A 16570-nucleotide genomic window follows, 5' to 3' on the forward strand; every position below is an offset into this window, starting at 1 on the left:
ACATCAACAATCCAGCCTGGTCAACAGCAAAAGGTACCTGCCATGTGCAATCGGAGACAACTTTTACGCGGTTTTACGGCTTTTGCCGGCGGCATGTTCGCGCTGCGCGGAGGGCTTTTCAGTCCCGACGTGCGTGCAGCTGAATCCTATGAAGTCATGCATACCGATGCCGAATGGCGAAAACTGCTGACTTCGCAACAATACGATGTATTGCGGCAAGCAGGAACCGAGCGGCCGTTTTCCAATCCGCTCGATCATGAAAAGAGAACCGGCGTGTACCTTTGCGCAGGTTGCAGGCTGCCGCTCTTTTCCTCTCAGACCAAGTTCGACAGCGGCACTGGGTGGCCGAGCTTCTGGAAGCCTCTGGACAAGGCAGTAGAGAAGTCGACCGACACCACATTAGGCATGACGCGCGACGAAGTGCGTTGCCGCCGATGCGGTGGTCATCTCGGCCACGTGTTCGACGATGGACCGCCACCCACCGGCCTGCGCTATTGCATGAACGGTACTGCAATGATCTTTGTTCCCAAAACCTAATCCGTAAACATCTGCAAACGCATCTGAAACGACGCTATGCGACCTGGAGCGACAACATGACATTCGAAAGCAATGGTTTTTCAAAAAAATGGCACTCTCTGACAAGCGGCAAGCTGTTCCTGCTTGGCGGGACATTGCTGTTGGCTGCTGCCAGCATGCAGTTCACCAATAGCGTAGCCGCCGAGCGCGCCGTCAAAATCCCGCCACCGGCAGTTGACATAAGCGCCGGCACCCAGGGTGCCCAAGAGAAAGTGGTTCTTGCGGGCGGGTGCTTTTGGGGCATGCAAGCCGTGTTCCAGCACACTAAAGGCGTGTTGCAGGCGGTATCAGGGTATACCGGAGGCAAACGGGAGACCGCCGACTACGAGCGCGTGAGTTCCGGCAATACAGGACATGCAGAGTCAGTGGAAATCACCTTCGACCCCAAGCAGATTTCTTACGGAAAACTGCTGCAAATTTATTTTTCCGTGGCGCACGACCCGACGCAACTCAATCAACAATACCCTGACTCGGGAACACAGTACCGGTCGGCCGTTTTCTACCGGGACGCCAACCAGAAACAGGTGGCCGAACGCTACATTGCGCAGTTGGACGCGGCGCATGTGTTTCCAGGAAAAATCGTGACGCAGTTGAGTCCGTTGAATGGCTTCTATCCGGCGGAAGCCTATCATCAGGATTACGCCACCTTGCATCCGGAGTCGGGCTACATCGCGCGATACGATCTACCGAAAATCGCCAATCTGAAAAGCACACTTCCGGAACTGTATCGGGAAGTCCCTGTGCTGGTAGCAGCACAGGCTTCAGCAAAGGTCACTATTCGAAAATGACGCTGGCGGAGCGTGTCTTCGATGGCACAGGATCTGCCAGTTCAAAAGCCTAATCACGAAAATCTTGCACGCGACCGACCCGCCTCAGTGAATCTCTCGATTCATCCGGCTCCGCTTACTTGAATGTACACAAGCCAGGCGCGTTAAATAGTCACGCCATCGACACTCATCGTTAAATGCATGCCATCAGTGCACCACATGATGGTCATGCAGCCATTTTTCGACAGTTTTATCGTGCACCATCGCCCAAACAGCAAAGGCAGCAACCAAGAGGCCAACAATGATCGCGTTCGTGGTCACGCTTCTAACGGAGGCAAACTGCAACACCCATGGCGAGATAATCATCCAGATCCCGAATAGCGTGTTGAGTCCCTCTTCCCATACTCTCGGCATATACACGGCAAATGCCGCAAAGATCACAATCGCCGCCCCTAACACATGGGCATTCCAAGCCGCACTCGGCATTTCAGACTGATACTGCATGGCCCAGGGAGAAATAAACAGCCAGGCACCGAGCAGCAAGTTCCCCCAGTCTTGCCAGCGCTTAAAGCTTATTTTCGTGTCCATATTCATTCCCTCTTATTCAATCAGATTGAATAGCTTTAGATTGGCCGGGAATGAAAATGTTCCATGGTGGGAGCTTCGGAATTACTCTGGAACAATTTACGGTTTGTCAGAGCAATTCAGGATGGCTTCGCCCTTTCGGCAGGCTGGACTACGATTATTCCGGTGCCGTCAGGATGGCCGCCTACACAACATTTTTTCACCATCAAGTACATCGGCCAGCTTGCGATTTGATTTTTCCCGCCCTATAATTTTTATCTCACTTCAAATTTCAACCGATCCTACCCACGGATACGTTGACATTCTCTGAACCTGTTACATCCCGCTATTGCTCGGGGGTGGCGTGCAACCTAGGAGACGATATGCTTACAACCACTTATGCTTTTCTCAGCCTTTCAATGGAACAAAAGAGGCTGCATAACCTCTTGTCCGCAGCACAACAATTACTTCAACTCAGTTCCACGAACAAACAGCATCTTGACTCGGCGACTCTGGCATCTGTCGGAGAGCAGTTTGCAAAACTGGATGCGTCTTGTCGCACACGTAAAGTCGAGTTGTACGTCATCCCTGCCGTTAAGAAAGCAACCAAGGAAGCGGATCCGCTACTGGCCGAACTGGAATCGTCAAATGCCATGGGGCGGCGGATACTTGCGTCAGTGAAAGAGTGGGTACGACTGGCCTTGGCGCAAAAACCGATGGAAATGGGCGAGTTATATTCGTCAATTGAACTCTATTGCAACAATCTGCTTGAGCGGCTCGCTAAGGAAGAAAAAGAGTTATTGCCGTTAGCGCAACGCGTTATAGCGAGCGACGAGTGGTTTGCCATGGGAGCCAAGTTTCTGTCAATGGATACCGAACATAAAGCGCGCCGACAAACCAGTCGCGCCGATGCAAGCAAGACAGGCGCAGGCATCCTCGCGCTGTCCGATCCCCTCATGTCGCTGGTTGTAGGTGGCGACGCTTATGCGAGCTGATTAGCGCCCATGCAAAATTACGTGACAGGTGGTTGCATAGCCTGAGCGCCTTGAATTTTTATATCGTCTTTTACCCTTTAAGGAGAAGTCCATGCCCACCATCTCAGAACAACTTACGTCCGCCGTAAAAGCCAATGCGGAAACCCAACATGCTATCACCGCTGCCCTGGGCGACAAGGTATTCGAACGCCTGGAAGAGCTGACCAGGCTAAACATGGATGCCGTCAAGGCTGCTCTGGCAGAGTCCACGGCTACCGCCAAAGAACTCTTGCACGCACAAAATCCACAGGAATTTTTCCTGGCGAGTGCCGCACACCTGAAACGGGACAGTCAAAACACCATCTTTTACGGTAGCGAGGCGACCCGCATTGCGTCCGCCATACAGACCGAATGCAGTAAGGCAGCGGCGGAAAAAATCGCTGAGGCGAACCGCAATGGAACGGCACTGCTGACCGAGTTAACTAAAAATGTGCCGGCCGCTGCCGAACAGATCGTGAATATCCTGAAATCCGTGATGGGGATGGTTAACGCAGGAGATGAATTCGTGAAGAAGACGCGTGACGAGGCCGCCACTGTTGTGGACGATCAATTGGCTGCCGCTGCACATCAGGCGTCGCGCAAAAAGCACAACAATCAAACTGGCAGCACTACGCATTGATTCGTCCCTCAGCACATGTTCACTAAACAACCGCCGGTAAAAGCCGGTGGGGTTTGGGTTACAGACTCAAAACCCGGATACGCGTCGGCGGAACGACGTGTCGATTCGGGTTCTAAATAGAAATGACAACAAATCAAGCCCGTGAACAATGCGGGTTTAGGACGAACTCATGCGTAATACCGGCACCCGTTGCAAGCGACCTTGGAATTGAGCATGCTTGCACTATGGACCTGACCAAAATCGGTCGCGAAGTTCACGCCAAGCGACTCCAGGCAGGATTGCTGCAGGAGCATGTGGCCAAGTTCGCCGGATTGTCTCGTGTCACCATAAACCAGCTGGAGAATGGGGCACTAAAGGATCTTGGTTACTCAAAATTGAAAGTTGTTCTGGATGTTCTCGGCATCGATATGGCGGTACTGCCCTCGCATGGCGTAGAGAGCGCACTGGCGGTCGCAGCGCGTAGCATCAGCACCAGCTACAAGGATGTGCTTACGCCAGACATGCTGTCCGAAATGCTGCGCTCCGGCGTCGCCCCCGAGCGCTTTCATCCGCATTTGATGGCGCTTCTGGACGAGACGCCATTGCCCGTGGTTGTCAAGGCAGTTACCGAAGCGTCTACGCCTGAAACACCTCCTAAGAAAATTATGAAGCACCTCAGCCATTGGGCTATGGAATGGAAAGTATGTCGGACGGTCTGGTAATGAAAAATACCAAGGTTAGCCTCCCGAAAACTTGGAAGAAATTGTTCTCCCAAGCTTGGAGAATAATGGATGAAATTGCCAAATATGGTCGCGACGATCCGTTCTGGATATTCGGGGTGGCACAGTTTTGATGTTGCGGTACGGACATCGACTCAGTAAAGATATCGATATCTTCGTCCCTGATCCTCAGTCGCTAGGCTTTGTCACACCTCGATTGAACGAGGTTGCTGAATCGATCACCAGCGATTATGTGGAAGCGGCCGGCTACGTAAAATTGTATTTGCCCGAAGGCGAAATCGATTTTGTTGCGGCGCCTAATTTGACCACGCCCGGCTTTGAATTTCAGACAATCATGGGGCACCAGATACGTGTGGAAACCTCTGTGGAAATTATTGCAAAAAAAATGTGGCACCGAGGCGACCGTATTACCGGGCGCGATATCTTCGACTTCGCGCTGATAGCAGCCAATGAGCTGGATGCATTGATGTCTGACGCCGGCTTCATGACCCGTCATGCCGACGCGATTTTTCAGCAACTGGACGACAGATATGTGCCACTGAGAAAGCAGTTCGGAGCCGTCGATGCACTGAATTTCCACCCCACGTTCGACGAAGCCTGCGCAACGTTACGTGATGTCCTTCGCACGATGCTTGATACGGAAACGGACAAAAAATAACGGAAAGTGACTGTACATACTGATTTTATTCAGGATTTATTTTCTATCTTTCCTTGTCGGCGAGTTCCCGCTGTATCAGCGTCGATTTCGGCGTGCTGTGAGATGGATGCACCCATGATTTTTCTCTTAGACTGTTTCAATCGTTTTCGTTGTAAAGGCTTCTAAAGCCAATAGATGGGCGGCGTATCGGTGGAGTCGAGGTCTGACTCAGATCCCAACGATGCCAAGCATTCTGGCGGCTGCAGCAAATCCTGGATATGCCACCAGATTCGTGGCAGAAGTCATTTGAATTTTTGAGTTTGCCCGATCAAACAGTGTGACTGCCTTTTCCGTATTTAGATGACGAGACATGTAGACGAACCCATCGTAATTGTGAGTGTTCCGATAGACCGCAAGAGACCATCGCTGAGTCGTCAGGTAGTCGCAGGTGCCTGACAAATCCGCATGTCCTCCGAGGCGCTTCAAATTAGCGCCGGTCAGGTCGGCGAGATGCAAATCAGAACCTTCAAACCGTAGGACATATTTACTGTCAAGAACGGTCTGCGCAATACTAAACTTACCACCAGATGGCACCTCGTCGTGCAAAACAGATTCCGCAATCGCTACTACCAACTTAAAACCCAGATAACATGCGGAAAATTCGGCAGAACCAGCAGCAGAACCAGGTGCGTCAAATCGATTCGCACCAGTGTTACCAAAGTATGGTTCTCCTGTGTTATGGCTCGATACTCTGAACAGTTTCGCAGGATCACAACGCTTAGAAGGCAATTTATCGGTAGCAAGATTAGATGGCGGCAGTCCAAGTGCCTCGGCCGCCAAGTCACCGCTCGCGGAAGCCGGCCGCGGCCACAAGTACACTATCGATGTCGCCTTTGGCGAGCGCAACCAGCGGTGTCCTGCCACCCAACGAACCTTTGCCGGTTGTGAAAAATTGCCATTTGCTGGGGCCCGGTAGATCACCGAGCGCCTGCGACACTTTCTCAACGTCTCGTCGAACATACTTTGGGTCGGTAAAAAATGCCGGATACAAATGCTTTCCAGCAGGACCGTCAACCCAAAACATACGCTTGTCCCGGACCGCTTTGCTCACCGCTTGTCTTGTGATATCAAGACGATGCAAAACCTCATCCGGCGTCAATAACGTGCCATCACGTACGTGTTTCGCTCGCGCAGCCACTGCTTGATCGGCGAGACCGGTCAAGAATTCCTGATTTTCGGCAACCCCACTTTTAGTCGACTGAGCACGCTTCGCAGGCAAGCGCTTGTGCTCGGGTCCTTCCGCGAATTTCGCGAGTAATCGCCGCACAACGGCCAAAGGTATCTCAGGTACCGAAGTATCGAGCAACGCTTTCGCCGTCCATTTCGCGCCTTTGCCTTCGCCCGGTACCATATTTGGATCCATCTTGATGATTAAATACCCTTGCCCCAAACTGGCGCGTCCTTGAATGCCGACAATGTGTACAGACTTCACATCTGCCTTTTTCTTGCCAACAACCTGCATTGCGGAATGCTGCGCACGTGGCGAACGCCGCCCTTGCGGGGGCATAGCTGGTGTTTTCTTTGTGTTAGAGGTAGACATAATGACTCCTATCCAATTTCTGACAAGTGTACATCAAGACGGCATTTCGTCAACCATGTCAACCATGTCAACCATGTCAACCATGTCAACCATGTCAACCATGTCAACTATGTCAACCAAATTGTGGCCTCGAATTATCTGTGATTGCATTTATCTCACCAATTCACACTAATTTATCGCGAGCCGCTTCATGATGTCCTTCGCACGATGCTTGGTACGGAAACGGACAAAAAAATAACGGAAAGTGACTTAACGGGTTGCGGCATCGGCACACGCCGATGCCGCATGTGTTAATGCGGGGAATACTTCAATTCCACCTTACAGACAAACCACTTCAATCGTCACAATACCATCCAACTACCTTACGCAGACATACCCATTACCTTCAAGAATGGTAGTCCACCCGACAGGAAGTCCTTCAGAATGGAAATCACCAAAGAGCCATCCCCATTGTCCCGCAAGCCTCCACCAGTGATCCACATACTCACCGGTAACCGACATTCTTGCGAAGTCTGCACCCACAGATGCAAATGCCCACAGATCGTCCTTATTGGCGGCATTACCTCCACCATAGTTACTGCAATTCGTATTTGCCGTCGCTTCATTATTGGTGTCGTGATCGCTCTGCATGGTCCAGTAATACTTGCGGCCAGCCTGAATCACCGCGCGCACTTGAATCGCACTGGTTCTGTTGCTGCCATTGATTGCCGCCGTTACATACGCAGTTCGGTTCGATGTTGCTACCAAAACGGCAGTGAAGTGGACCGTTGCCTTGCCGGCAGCATCGGTAACAGACGTTGCGCTACTCAAGCTACCCAGATCCGTTGCCCAGTTGACCGTAGTCCCAGCAACCGGACGACCTTGCGCATCAGCTACGGTAGCAGTCACAGTACTGTATTCCGCTCCGGTTCCGGTGATCTTGCCTTTTGCCGAAGCAATCGCTGTGACGGTCGCAGCGGGGACGAAATTCACCACGGGGGCTTTCACTGCAGTGCCCATATTGACCACCTTTGTATTGACCTGGGCCATCACCTGGGCGGTGCCGGTGTCAGTGCCAGTTAAGCTGATCGTGGTGCGGCCGTTGGCGTCGGTGTTGCTGGCGGCGGCGGACAGCTTGCCGCGGTCAGTGGTCCAGCTGACGCTGATGTCCTGCACCGGATTGCCGTTTGCGTCCTTGACGATTGCGGTAAAAGTTGCGGCATCAGTGTTGTTGGCAATGACAGTGGTCTTATCCACGGTCAGGTCGCCGCTGCGGATACCGGCGCTGCCGCTATCCGGCGTGAAATTCACGACCGGTGCCTTCACTGCTGCGCTCGTGCTGACCTGAGCCAGCACTTGCGCGGCACCGGCGATGCTGCCGGTCAAGCTGATCGTGGCGCGTCCTTTAGTGTCGGTGTTGCTGCTTGCGGCGGACAGGCTACCGCGGTCGGTGGTCCAGGTGACGCTGAGGTTCGGCACAAGATTACCGTTGGCGTCCTTGACGATTGCCGTGAAAATTGCCGCATCGGTGTTATTCGCAATGACCGTAGTTTTATTCACCGTCAGGTCGCTGTCGTCGATACCGGCGCTGCCGCTATCCGAGGTGAAGTTCACGACCGGTGCCTTCACTGCTTTTCTACCGACCTTAGCCTTCACTTGGGCGGCACCGACCACAGTGCCGGTCAAGCTGATCGTGGCAAGGCCGCTGGCGTCGGTAGTGCTGCTGGCGGCGGACAGATTGCCGCGGTTGGTGGTCCAGCTGACGCTGAGGTTCTGTACCGGATTACCCTTGGCATCCTTGACGATCGCGGTGAAGGTCGCGGCATCGGTGTTATTGGCAATGACCGTGGTTTTATCCACGCTCAGGTCGCCGCTGCCGATGCCGGCGCTGCCGCTATCCGACGTGAAAGTCACGACCGGGGCCTCCACTGCTGCGCCCGTACCGATCTGGGCCTTCACCTGGGCGACACCGACCACAGTGCCGGTTAAGCTGATCGTGGCGCGGCCGTTGGCGTCGGTGCCGCTGCTGGCGGCGGACAGGTTGCCGCGGTCGGAGGTCCAGTTGACGCTGATATTCGGCACCGGATTGCCGTTGGCGTCCTTGACGATCGCGGTAAACGTTGCGGCATCGGTGTTGTTGGCAATGACCGTGGTTTTATCTACGGTCAGGTCGCCGCTGCCGATGTGCCCAGAACCCGCATCGGTCACAAATTGCATCGCGACGCTGGCATTGTTCCCATTGGCTAAAGTAGCTGTCACTGTCACGCTTTCTGCCGCGATATCGGTGACGCCAATGGCGACCATGCCTTTGGCGTCGGTGCTTGGCGTCAATGACGAACCGGCGGCTATCTTGGCTGAACCGCTGAGGGTAAAGGTGACGGGCACGCCTGCCAATGGATTGCCCCCTGCGTCGGTGACGGTGGCGCTGGCCTGGTTGGCGGCAAGCCCGTTGGCAATGCTGTTATCCAGCGTGACTTGCAGCGCAGCATCGGCGATATGGGCGGTGCCGATGTCGGCGCCTTCTGCGATAGTGACCGCTGTCAGGGCGACGTCTCTGAAGACGGGGGCGACCTGGATACTGCCGGCACGGGTACCTGCGGTGACGATGGCTTCATAGATGCCGGCAGAGGTTTCCTGTAGCGCAGAAATCGTTGCGGGCTGGACCGGCAGGCTGCTCAGGGCGGCTGGCTGGCTGACTTGCAGGGTTTCGGTCAGGGGCGCCTTCAGATCGGCCGCCATGCCGGAGATCGCGTTGTTGTCTTCGTCGCGTAGTTCTATCTTGACGATGGATGTGCTCTTGCCATCGGCCGGGACGGTCGCCGGGGTGGCCGTGACTGCGCTGTTGCCGGCGCTGGCGCCAGGCGCATTGACACGGATGCTGCTGGATGCCGTGCCGGTGTTCCCCTTGTTGCCGATTGCCACACCGCTCAATGGATAAACGTTGCTACCGGTCGCCTGATAAGCCGGCAGCGTGAGCTGGAACTGGTGATTGCCCAACTCGGTGACGACGCCGCCGGCGGCGGCCAGTTCGGCATATTGCCAGTCTATGCGTCGCAAGCCATTCCTGGCTTCAACGGTGTAAGCGAGCGCAATGGTTGCATTGCTCTTGCCGACGATTTCCTTCGGCAGTTGCAGTTTCACCGGCTGCCGTTTACGGTATTCGAGGACGATATTGTTGTTGCGTTCGACCAGGTCGTAACGGCTGCCGGAGATGCTGCGGCGCCGGGCGACCTTGGACCTGTCCGTCTGGCTGGCCCAGGACTGGCCGAGGGCGTAATTGAGTTGCAGGCCGACGCTTGTGTCATTGCTGCCACCCCCGCGTTTGTGATCGAGGCCGACGGTCAGCATCGGAATCGGCGTGTAGTTCACCCCGAGCGTCACCGCCCTGGGGTTGCTCCGACGGTTGGCGATCCCGGCCAGACCGACATCGTTGCCGAAATACTGTTCAACCATCAGCTTGCCGCCCAGGCTGGGCATGGCGGGCAGCCAGGCTTCTGCGCGCAGGTCGAAGCCGTCGGCGGGACGTTCATTGAAATCGATGACATCGGGCGAGGCTTTCCAGTCGGACAGCCGCAGATAGGCGTTGGCGGACAACTTGAGATAGTCGCGCCAGGCTTCGCCGCCGATGCCGACGCGCTGGTGGCCGCGGCTGAGATTCTGATCGTAGAAGGCGTTGTAGCCGAACATCCAGTCGCCGCTGAAGTGCCGTTGGCCGAGGCCGACGTTGCCGGTGATCTGCGCATCTTTCTTGCGTATGCCGATCTGGGTAAACAGCAGACGGGTGTCACTGTCTGCGACCGGCACGAGCAGATCGATCGCGCCGCTGTCGATAGTGAATTTGTCGGTGGCGTTCAGATCGACACGGGCGGTACCGAAACGTTTTAACCATTCTTCGGCGGCTCGCGTGACGCCGCCGGTGACTTGTTGACCGACGGCGCCGGCGAGGTTGCCGGAGGCAGCGCCGCTGCCGAGGGTAGAGAACTGCTCGGCGATGTTTTGCCGGAGTTTCTGATTTTGTGCGTCGGCAGTGCTGGTGGTTTTAACTTCTGCAACTTCTGCTTTAGTGTCAACCGCATGCGCGCCGCTGGTGTAAAACGGCAACAGCGCCGCGGCGATCTGCGCGGCAATCTGGATATTGATGACGGGCCTTAGCCAGTGATATTGCTTGATTTTCATGGGGCTTTCTTTTTCCTGACAAGATGAATGTGGGGATATTTCTATGAGGTGGTGCTATTTGCGCGACAGGCCATGCCGGAATCTTTTAAACGAGCCGCCGCGATAGCCTTTCTCCCGTAGGCGAGAATGTCGAGCGCCGTTGGAAGCCACCCCCGCCAGATAAGGCGACTCGGGTGACGACTGAAAATATTCTAGAGACAGCGAATTCGAGAACATGTAGGAAAAATCTGTAACCACGCGATGTTTTTTCCGAATAAGGATATTTATCCTTGCCAATGCGGATGATTGCGTAGTAGTCCTATGTGTTGAACTCCCGTATTCTTATTGCGTCGCGCAAATCGCCAACCGCGGTAACCGTCGCGTGAAACCGGATGACCCGCTGGCGAGATTGACCAAGCATGTTGACTAGCGAGTCGTGGGGTATGGAAAGGGAAAGCGGCATCTTGCGACCATCCGGCAGCGCGCGTAACATTCTTATGTGGAACCGGATCGAGCGCCTTTCATGGCGCGGTCCTTCAAGATACAACGGAGGTCGTCATGCTGGCGCAATGGGAAATAACCTATGAGGCCCACCTCATGTTTCGCGAATTAGACACTTTGTACGAGGAAGCGATTCAAGATGTTCTCCATGGCGTCCCTGGTGCACAAGAGAGAGCCATCGCACTGAGCCCGCAACTAGTCGATATCTGGTGTCGTTTTCGCGAAGTGATGCCGGTCGAGGCAACACCTGACACATAAGCAATGTGCACAGTTTGATCGGCCGCGGCTCTCCAGCACCCCGAAGCAGTTGGCGGGCAGGCGGCAATGAAAATCAATATCCTTGAGGTATTCACCATGTTTGCGGCAAAGCCAGTACCGGCTTGTGGCAAACCCGGGCGCCGTACAATCTTGATTCGACCCGCATGCAGTCCCGTAAACCAACATCATGGCGCCGCTGAGAAATCACTAGTTATTTCTCAAAAACACAATACTCTTTAGTAAGGGGACCATTCGACAATCTGAGGAGTAAAAAATGTATACGCATATTTTGCTACCAACGGATGGCATGCCATCATCCGTACAGGCCATTCAAAACTGCATGCAGCTAGCGAAAAGTCTCAACGCCAAAGTGACAGGTCTGCATGTCATTCCGACATATCATTTATTTAATTATTCAGCTGGATTGTTGGCGGAGTCCAAAGAGCAATTCGCAAAAGAAAGCTTGCAATGCACGGAAAGATATCTTGCGGCAATTGAAATCGCCGCTGAAAAGATGGGTGTTACCTGTGAGACAACGCATGTGACCAGCGATCATCCTTATGAGGAAATTATCAGAATCGCCGAAGAAAAGGGCTGTGACCTGATCACGATGGCATCTCATGGCAAGAAAGGTGTGAAAGGCCTGTGGATCAGTAGCGAAACCCAAAAAGTATTAGCCCATAGCAAGATAGCAGTGCTGGTGTATCGCTAGTTATTGCCGGGCAATACACGGGAACAGCCCGGCGCGTCTGCATCGCACGCGCCGCTCGCATTTGCATTTTCCGATTCGCTTTTTTGCCGGATCTGTAGCCGGGTGATGCCCATGCGCTGCACCCACCGCAAGCACAGCGCCACAGCGGTAAGGCCACGATGCCGGCAATCACGTTGTGCACTCTGTTCGGAACCAGCCCAGGGTGGTAAGGTGCCGAATATCTTGGTCAAGCAGCGCAAGAACTGCCTATCTACCGCTATTCTGCCGATGTGACAGACGACCAAAGTACTGCTGGCAACAAAAATGATGATTGGATAATACCCACATGCTCTACCGCAAGATACGCGTCTCACGTCCACCGATCCTGTTCGACCTTCAGATTACCGTTGGCTTGGCACGTCTTGTCGCGGCTCAGCGTATCGCGCTTCCGCCGCCGCATCTCATGCCGCGCATGCGCGACTACATCGAGTCTTTGCTGGTTGCTGAAAACCTGCCGCCGAAAGTGCGATACATCACCAGGTATGTGGAAGGTTTCCACGATTTGGCCGCGCTGGCTGCGGCCGGCAAGCCATTCCTTTTCAAAAAGAAGCATTCTGTGTCGCTACTCTTTGATATTTGCGCGGTGCAAAGTGAAATGTCTTTGGACGCCCCCGACCGGCTCTTGTTGGGGTACACGCTCAGCATGATGGGATTCTTATTGTTCAATCCCGATCCTGGAAAAATCGCCATGATCGGTTTGGGCGGCGGATCGATGCCAAAGTATTGCTATCATCACCTGCCACTGTCGTCGATTGTCGTTGTGGAGAACGACCCGGAGGTGATCGCTTTAAGGGATCAGTTCTGCATTCCACCAGACGATGCGCGCCTGCAGGTGCATTGCGACGACGGCGCCGCCTTTGTCCAGCGCGCGACAGATAGGTTTGACGTGCTGGTGGTGGATGGCTTTGACAGGGACGGCCAGCCGCCGCAGTTATGCAGCAAAGCGTTCTATGACGGCTGCTATAGCGCCTTGGCACAGGACGGCATCCTGGTAGTCAACTTACTTGGGGATGTAGCGGAAACAACAATCTATCTCGACCGGATACGGCATAGTTTTGATGGCGCGGTGATTGTCGTCGACGCCTTGGATTCACTCAACAAGATTGTCTTTGCGTGCAAAGGACATCTATTGGATGCCCCGGATCGGGTCCTGGTTGAGCGGCTCAGGAGTCTTGAAGCACGGCATTCCTTAGCGTTACACTTCACGGCACACAGCATTCTGCAGCAGCGCCAACCAAATAGTGCCGCTGCATACACGGCCCGGCCCTCTGCGGAGCCAGGATAGCCCGGCCCGTACCTGGAGCAAGCATTCGCCGTCACATGGCAGCAAGAAACCGTCTTACCACTTCGCCGATTTGCTCAACTGCAATGGGCACCTTAGGAAACCTCTGGCGCTCGCGTATGCCGTTTTTCTCGACATCGAAACCGTAGCAATCGATCCCGAGCATCCTGACAGCACCCGGATACACTTCGGTGAGTTCCTGAATCAGCAGCCCTTCATCGACCGGCGACAATACTCCCGCCCCAGCCCACTCCCCTTTTTCAACCCAGCCCATCTGGCCGAATCCGGCCACATAGCGCGCCCGCTCGGGTAGCATTCGATAAAAAGAAAAGTCCCCGAGCGCCAGATATTCCTCGGCATCCGGATGGTAGCGAAGATAGCGCGCTATCAGGTCCAGCGACGGGATAACGGGTTGCACATCGCCAACTATCGAAATCCGTTCGGCCATCAACACGTTTTGCCCACCTGGACGATGCACCAGAAAGCTTGCACGGCAATCCGCCACGAGATTTTGCGTATGCTCGGCAAGGCTGCTGATGAGAAACAGCGGGCAATGCTGCTCATCGGGCGCAAATGGCAAGATAGATGCAAAAGGATATCCAGGCACCTGCATCGAGTACGTTGCCAAGCTGCCCCAGGCGGCTTCATGCATTAAATGAAGCGCCGAATCGAAGTTGATTTTCATATGCGCTCGGATTGCCTCGGGTGACTGGTACAAGATGGAATATTGCGCCTTTAACAAGGCCGTTTGCAACAACTATCTGCAGGTCGTCGCGTGCAGCGATGTCTTGTTTCAAGTGGTTCGCTTTCAGGCCGCCCTGGTATTTCAACGGCCGCGTTGCCTCAATCATAATATCGACGATGCGATCGCAGGCAAAAAAAAACCGGTAATGCATATATTCATTACCGGTTTTTTTACATTATGTCGGTTCCGCACCATCCGCCAGGTCCGCTAGCCCACTAAAAGGCCTTCTTCAACCCAAGCTGAAAAGAATGCGCTTTGCCGCCACTGGCGAACTGCCCGCTATACCCGGCGAATACGTTGAAATCCGCCCCCAGCACCATGCTCGCGCCAAGATCCAGCCGAGTTGTGCTGTCCGGTCCTTGATCAGCCGGCAACCCAAAACTTCCGCCCATGCCGAGCACGTGCGCACGGACGTCGCGAGAATTGTCCTTGTACTCTTTCTCCCAGGCCAGTTTGGCGAACGGTTGCAGCGTGTATTGGCCGACTGCCAGCACCGACGTCAGTTGTACGCCCAGACTGGAAATCAGCGAGTTGCGGGTCTGGTTTTCGAAACGCATGGCGGTGCTGTCATTCCCGGTTTCGTCGTAGCCGTCGACTTTGATCTGCTGCCAGGTCAGGCTGGCGACCGGACTGGCGGTAAGCATACCTAGTGTGAAGTCGTACTGACCACCGGCGCGCAACAACAACTGACGGCCTTGGGTGCTACCATGTTCGCTGCGCAGCGCCTGTCCCAGCGTGATGTTGCGGCTGACGTCGCTGTAGTCGAGCGAACCTGCCATACCTAACGCGTTGACGGCCCATGCGCCGTCACGATATTGGGTGTAGGCCGAGAGCATTCCCTGGTTGAGTTTGAAGCCGCCGCTGTTACTGCCAAAATCCGCTTTGTTTTCCCCATAACCAAAGGCGGCGCCAACCAGCCAGTTTTGATTGATGGCGAAATCGACGCCGACCGTGGCGCTGTTGGTCGAATCGTCCAGCCCTTGGCTACCGCCGTTCCGATCCAGGTTGCGCCGGGTATTGTCATATACCGCATAGGCCTCGGCTTGTCCAACTCTTGGCGTCAGGCGCAAGCGATTGTCGATCGCACGTAACTGGGTCTGTGCGGTCGCCAGCGGCGCTTCGGCCAGCATGCCGATTTGGGAAGGTGCCTGCAATACCGACATGGCGTATTCGGCGATGATCGCATGTCCGGCGCCGGTTGGATGGATGCCGTCGGCAAACAGATAGGTTTGATTGGCGTTCGGTTCAACCAAGGTGGCCCGTGTACACAAAGACGACGTCAGATTACCGCTGCCATCTAGCGAGGTACACGCAGGTGTCGTGACATTCTTGAAGCCGTAAGGAGTTGGATTGGCGATGATTTCGCTGAGTAAGCCAAAGGCATTCAATGCCACTACATTGCCACCGAGTTGGGTCAAACCGACGTTCAGCGTAGCGTTAAACGCGCCCGCCGAAGCGCTCCACAAGGTGCCTACGCCAGCCGGCTCCGAAGCCGCCAGCGGGGTGCGCCCGACATCGGGCAAATTCAGCACCAACACGGTGCCGGCTCCGGCGCGTTGCAATTGACCGATCAGTCCGACCACATTCACCGCTTCGCTCGCGACCAAACCGGCCACCTTCTGCCCGGTAGCAACTTGCGTCGCCGGGTTCAACAGGCCAGCGATATTCTGCTGCGTGTACGCCAAAATGTCGTTGGCGCCGGCCCATATGCCATACAGGCCTTTGCTATCCAGTCGTGCATTCGCTGCCAGATAGCCGTTGACCTGGGCCGACACTGTCGGTACAAAGGGAGCGATTGCGGGGCTGGGGTAACCATTTTGGGTACTGACGCGTGCGCCACCCACCGCATAATTCGTGCCGCCGGCATTCTGCACACCGGTCGGCGTCAATACCGCTGCGGGATTCGCATTCAAGCCATAGTCGTGCGCCAGGATTTGCGCCCAGACCGGATCGGGGTTGGTGGTGAACGACGGCTGCTGCCCTATGCCTTTGAAGTAACCGCTGTCGGTTAACGAATCGCCAAAAAACACCATGCTGGAAAAATCCGCGGCGCTGGCGTTGCCGGCCAAACCCATGCTCAGACTTGCGCTGATGGCAGATACTGTCAGCCAGCAGGTACGGCGCGTCATGGGTGACGGCAACGACGGGCGAAACAGCGTGTCGAGGAATATAGCGGTACGTGTACGTACAAATGAAGGTCGCGACAAAGGGTGTCTCCTCAAAATTATTATGTGTGTTGCGCACACATAATGTCTGCGATCGAAATCACCATGTCAATCCAGAGTCAGGCGATAGCATAGAGCCCGACATCTAATTTTAAAATTGACGCGAGTTCGCAAACGCCCCACATCTTTCACTAAATATCAGCAAAAAATGCAGGCCC

At 54.7% G+C, this 16570-nt stretch carries 16 protein-coding genes; 9 read left to right on the top strand and 7 right to left on the bottom strand.

Features of this window, described 5'->3' with window-relative positions; translation table 11 throughout:
- Positions 1 to 42 precede the first annotated feature (42 nt).
- Both msrB and msrA read left to right on the top strand, forming a co-directional pair.
- On the top strand, positions 43 to 537 hold the full coding sequence (gene msrB / locus AC3CHX_RS12630; protein ID WP_488644344.1) for a peptide-methionine (R)-S-oxide reductase MsrB: 495 nt from the start codon (positions 43 to 45) through the stop codon (positions 535 to 537).
- 155 nt (positions 538 to 692) lie between these two features.
- The gene (gene msrA, locus AC3CHX_RS12635) at positions 693 to 1364 is read left to right on the top strand and encodes a peptide-methionine (S)-S-oxide reductase MsrA (RefSeq protein WP_488644814.1); all 672 of its coding nucleotides are present in this window, start codon (positions 693 to 695) and stop codon (positions 1362 to 1364) included.
- Positions 1365 to 1550: 186 nt separating this feature from the next.
- On the opposite strand, the gene AC3CHX_RS12640 is transcribed toward msrA, so the two are convergent.
- Complete coding sequence (locus AC3CHX_RS12640) at positions 1551 to 1931, bottom strand: SPW repeat protein (RefSeq protein WP_488644345.1); 381 nt, start codon at positions 1929 to 1931, stop codon at positions 1551 to 1553.
- A 359-nt stretch (positions 1932 to 2290) separates the two neighbouring features.
- Here AC3CHX_RS12640 and AC3CHX_RS12645 point away from each other — a divergent pair, with 359 nt between their 5' ends.
- The 4 genes from AC3CHX_RS12645 (at position 2291) to AC3CHX_RS12660 (ending at position 4937) form a co-directional block, all read left to right on the top strand.
- Positions 2291 to 2902, top strand: a complete 612-nt coding sequence (locus AC3CHX_RS12645; protein WP_488644346.1) for a hypothetical protein — start codon at positions 2291 to 2293, stop codon at positions 2900 to 2902.
- A 91-nt stretch (positions 2903 to 2993) separates the two neighbouring features.
- Entirely contained in the window at positions 2994 to 3560 is a 567-nt protein-coding gene (locus tag AC3CHX_RS12650; RefSeq protein WP_488644347.1) for a phasin family protein, read from the top strand.
- A 224-nt stretch (positions 3561 to 3784) separates the two neighbouring features.
- Entirely contained in the window at positions 3785 to 4261 is a 477-nt protein-coding gene (locus AC3CHX_RS12655) for a helix-turn-helix domain-containing protein (RefSeq protein ID WP_488644348.1), read from the top strand.
- Between the two features lie 130 nt (positions 4262 to 4391).
- A complete protein-coding gene (locus tag AC3CHX_RS12660) occupies positions 4392 to 4937 on the top strand; it encodes a nucleotidyl transferase AbiEii/AbiGii toxin family protein (protein ID WP_488644815.1) in 546 nt (181 codons plus the stop codon).
- 207 nt (positions 4938 to 5144) lie between these two features.
- Here AC3CHX_RS12660 and AC3CHX_RS12665 read toward each other — a convergent pair whose 3' ends face one another.
- The 3 genes from AC3CHX_RS12665 to AC3CHX_RS12675 all read right to left on the bottom strand — a co-directional run bounded on the left by AC3CHX_RS12665 (position 5145) and on the right by AC3CHX_RS12675 (position 10671).
- On the bottom strand, positions 5145 to 5756 hold the full coding sequence (locus AC3CHX_RS12665; RefSeq protein ID WP_488644349.1) for an RES family NAD+ phosphorylase: 612 nt from the start codon (positions 5754 to 5756) through the stop codon (positions 5145 to 5147).
- Position 5757: 1 nt separating this feature from the next.
- Positions 5758 to 6438 carry a hypothetical protein gene (locus tag AC3CHX_RS12670; protein ID WP_488644350.1) on the bottom strand — a complete coding sequence of 227 codons (681 nt, stop codon included), beginning with the start codon at positions 6436 to 6438 and terminating at the stop codon, positions 5758 to 5760.
- Positions 6439 to 6873: 435 nt separating this feature from the next.
- Positions 6874 to 10671 (bottom strand): Ig-like domain-containing protein, encoded by a 3798-nt coding sequence (locus tag AC3CHX_RS12675; RefSeq protein ID WP_488644351.1) that lies wholly within the window; start codon positions 10669 to 10671, stop codon positions 6874 to 6876.
- A gap of 537 nt (positions 10672 to 11208) precedes the next feature.
- Here AC3CHX_RS12675 and AC3CHX_RS12680 point away from each other — a divergent pair.
- From AC3CHX_RS12680 to AC3CHX_RS12690, 3 genes are all read left to right on the top strand, one after another.
- The gene (locus tag AC3CHX_RS12680; protein ID WP_488644352.1) at positions 11209 to 11409 is read left to right on the top strand and encodes a hypothetical protein; all 201 of its coding nucleotides are present in this window, start codon (positions 11209 to 11211) and stop codon (positions 11407 to 11409) included.
- A gap of 274 nt (positions 11410 to 11683) precedes the next feature.
- Entirely contained in the window at positions 11684 to 12121 is a 438-nt protein-coding gene (locus AC3CHX_RS12685) for a universal stress protein (protein WP_488644353.1), read from the top strand.
- A gap of 325 nt (positions 12122 to 12446) precedes the next feature.
- Positions 12447 to 13445, top strand: a complete 999-nt coding sequence (locus AC3CHX_RS12690) for a fused MFS/spermidine synthase (RefSeq protein WP_488644354.1) — start codon at positions 12447 to 12449, stop codon at positions 13443 to 13445.
- 31 nt (positions 13446 to 13476) lie between these two features.
- Here AC3CHX_RS12690 and AC3CHX_RS12695 read toward each other — a convergent pair whose 3' ends face one another.
- From AC3CHX_RS12695 to AC3CHX_RS12705, 3 genes are all read right to left on the bottom strand, one after another.
- Complete coding sequence (locus AC3CHX_RS12695) at positions 13477 to 14127, bottom strand: HugZ family pyridoxamine 5'-phosphate oxidase (protein WP_488644355.1); 651 nt, start codon at positions 14125 to 14127, stop codon at positions 13477 to 13479.
- A complete protein-coding gene (locus tag AC3CHX_RS12700; protein WP_488644356.1) occupies positions 14087 to 14338 on the bottom strand; it encodes a hypothetical protein in 252 nt (83 codons plus the stop codon). The genes AC3CHX_RS12695 and AC3CHX_RS12700 overlap by 41 nt, the downstream gene beginning before the upstream one ends.
- 64 nt (positions 14339 to 14402) lie before the next feature.
- Entirely contained in the window at positions 14403 to 16394 is a 1992-nt protein-coding gene (locus AC3CHX_RS12705; RefSeq protein WP_488644357.1) for an autotransporter outer membrane beta-barrel domain-containing protein, read from the bottom strand.
- Positions 16395 to 16570: the final 176 nt, after the last annotated feature.

The organism is Glaciimonas sp. OK215, from assembly GCF_057787885.1.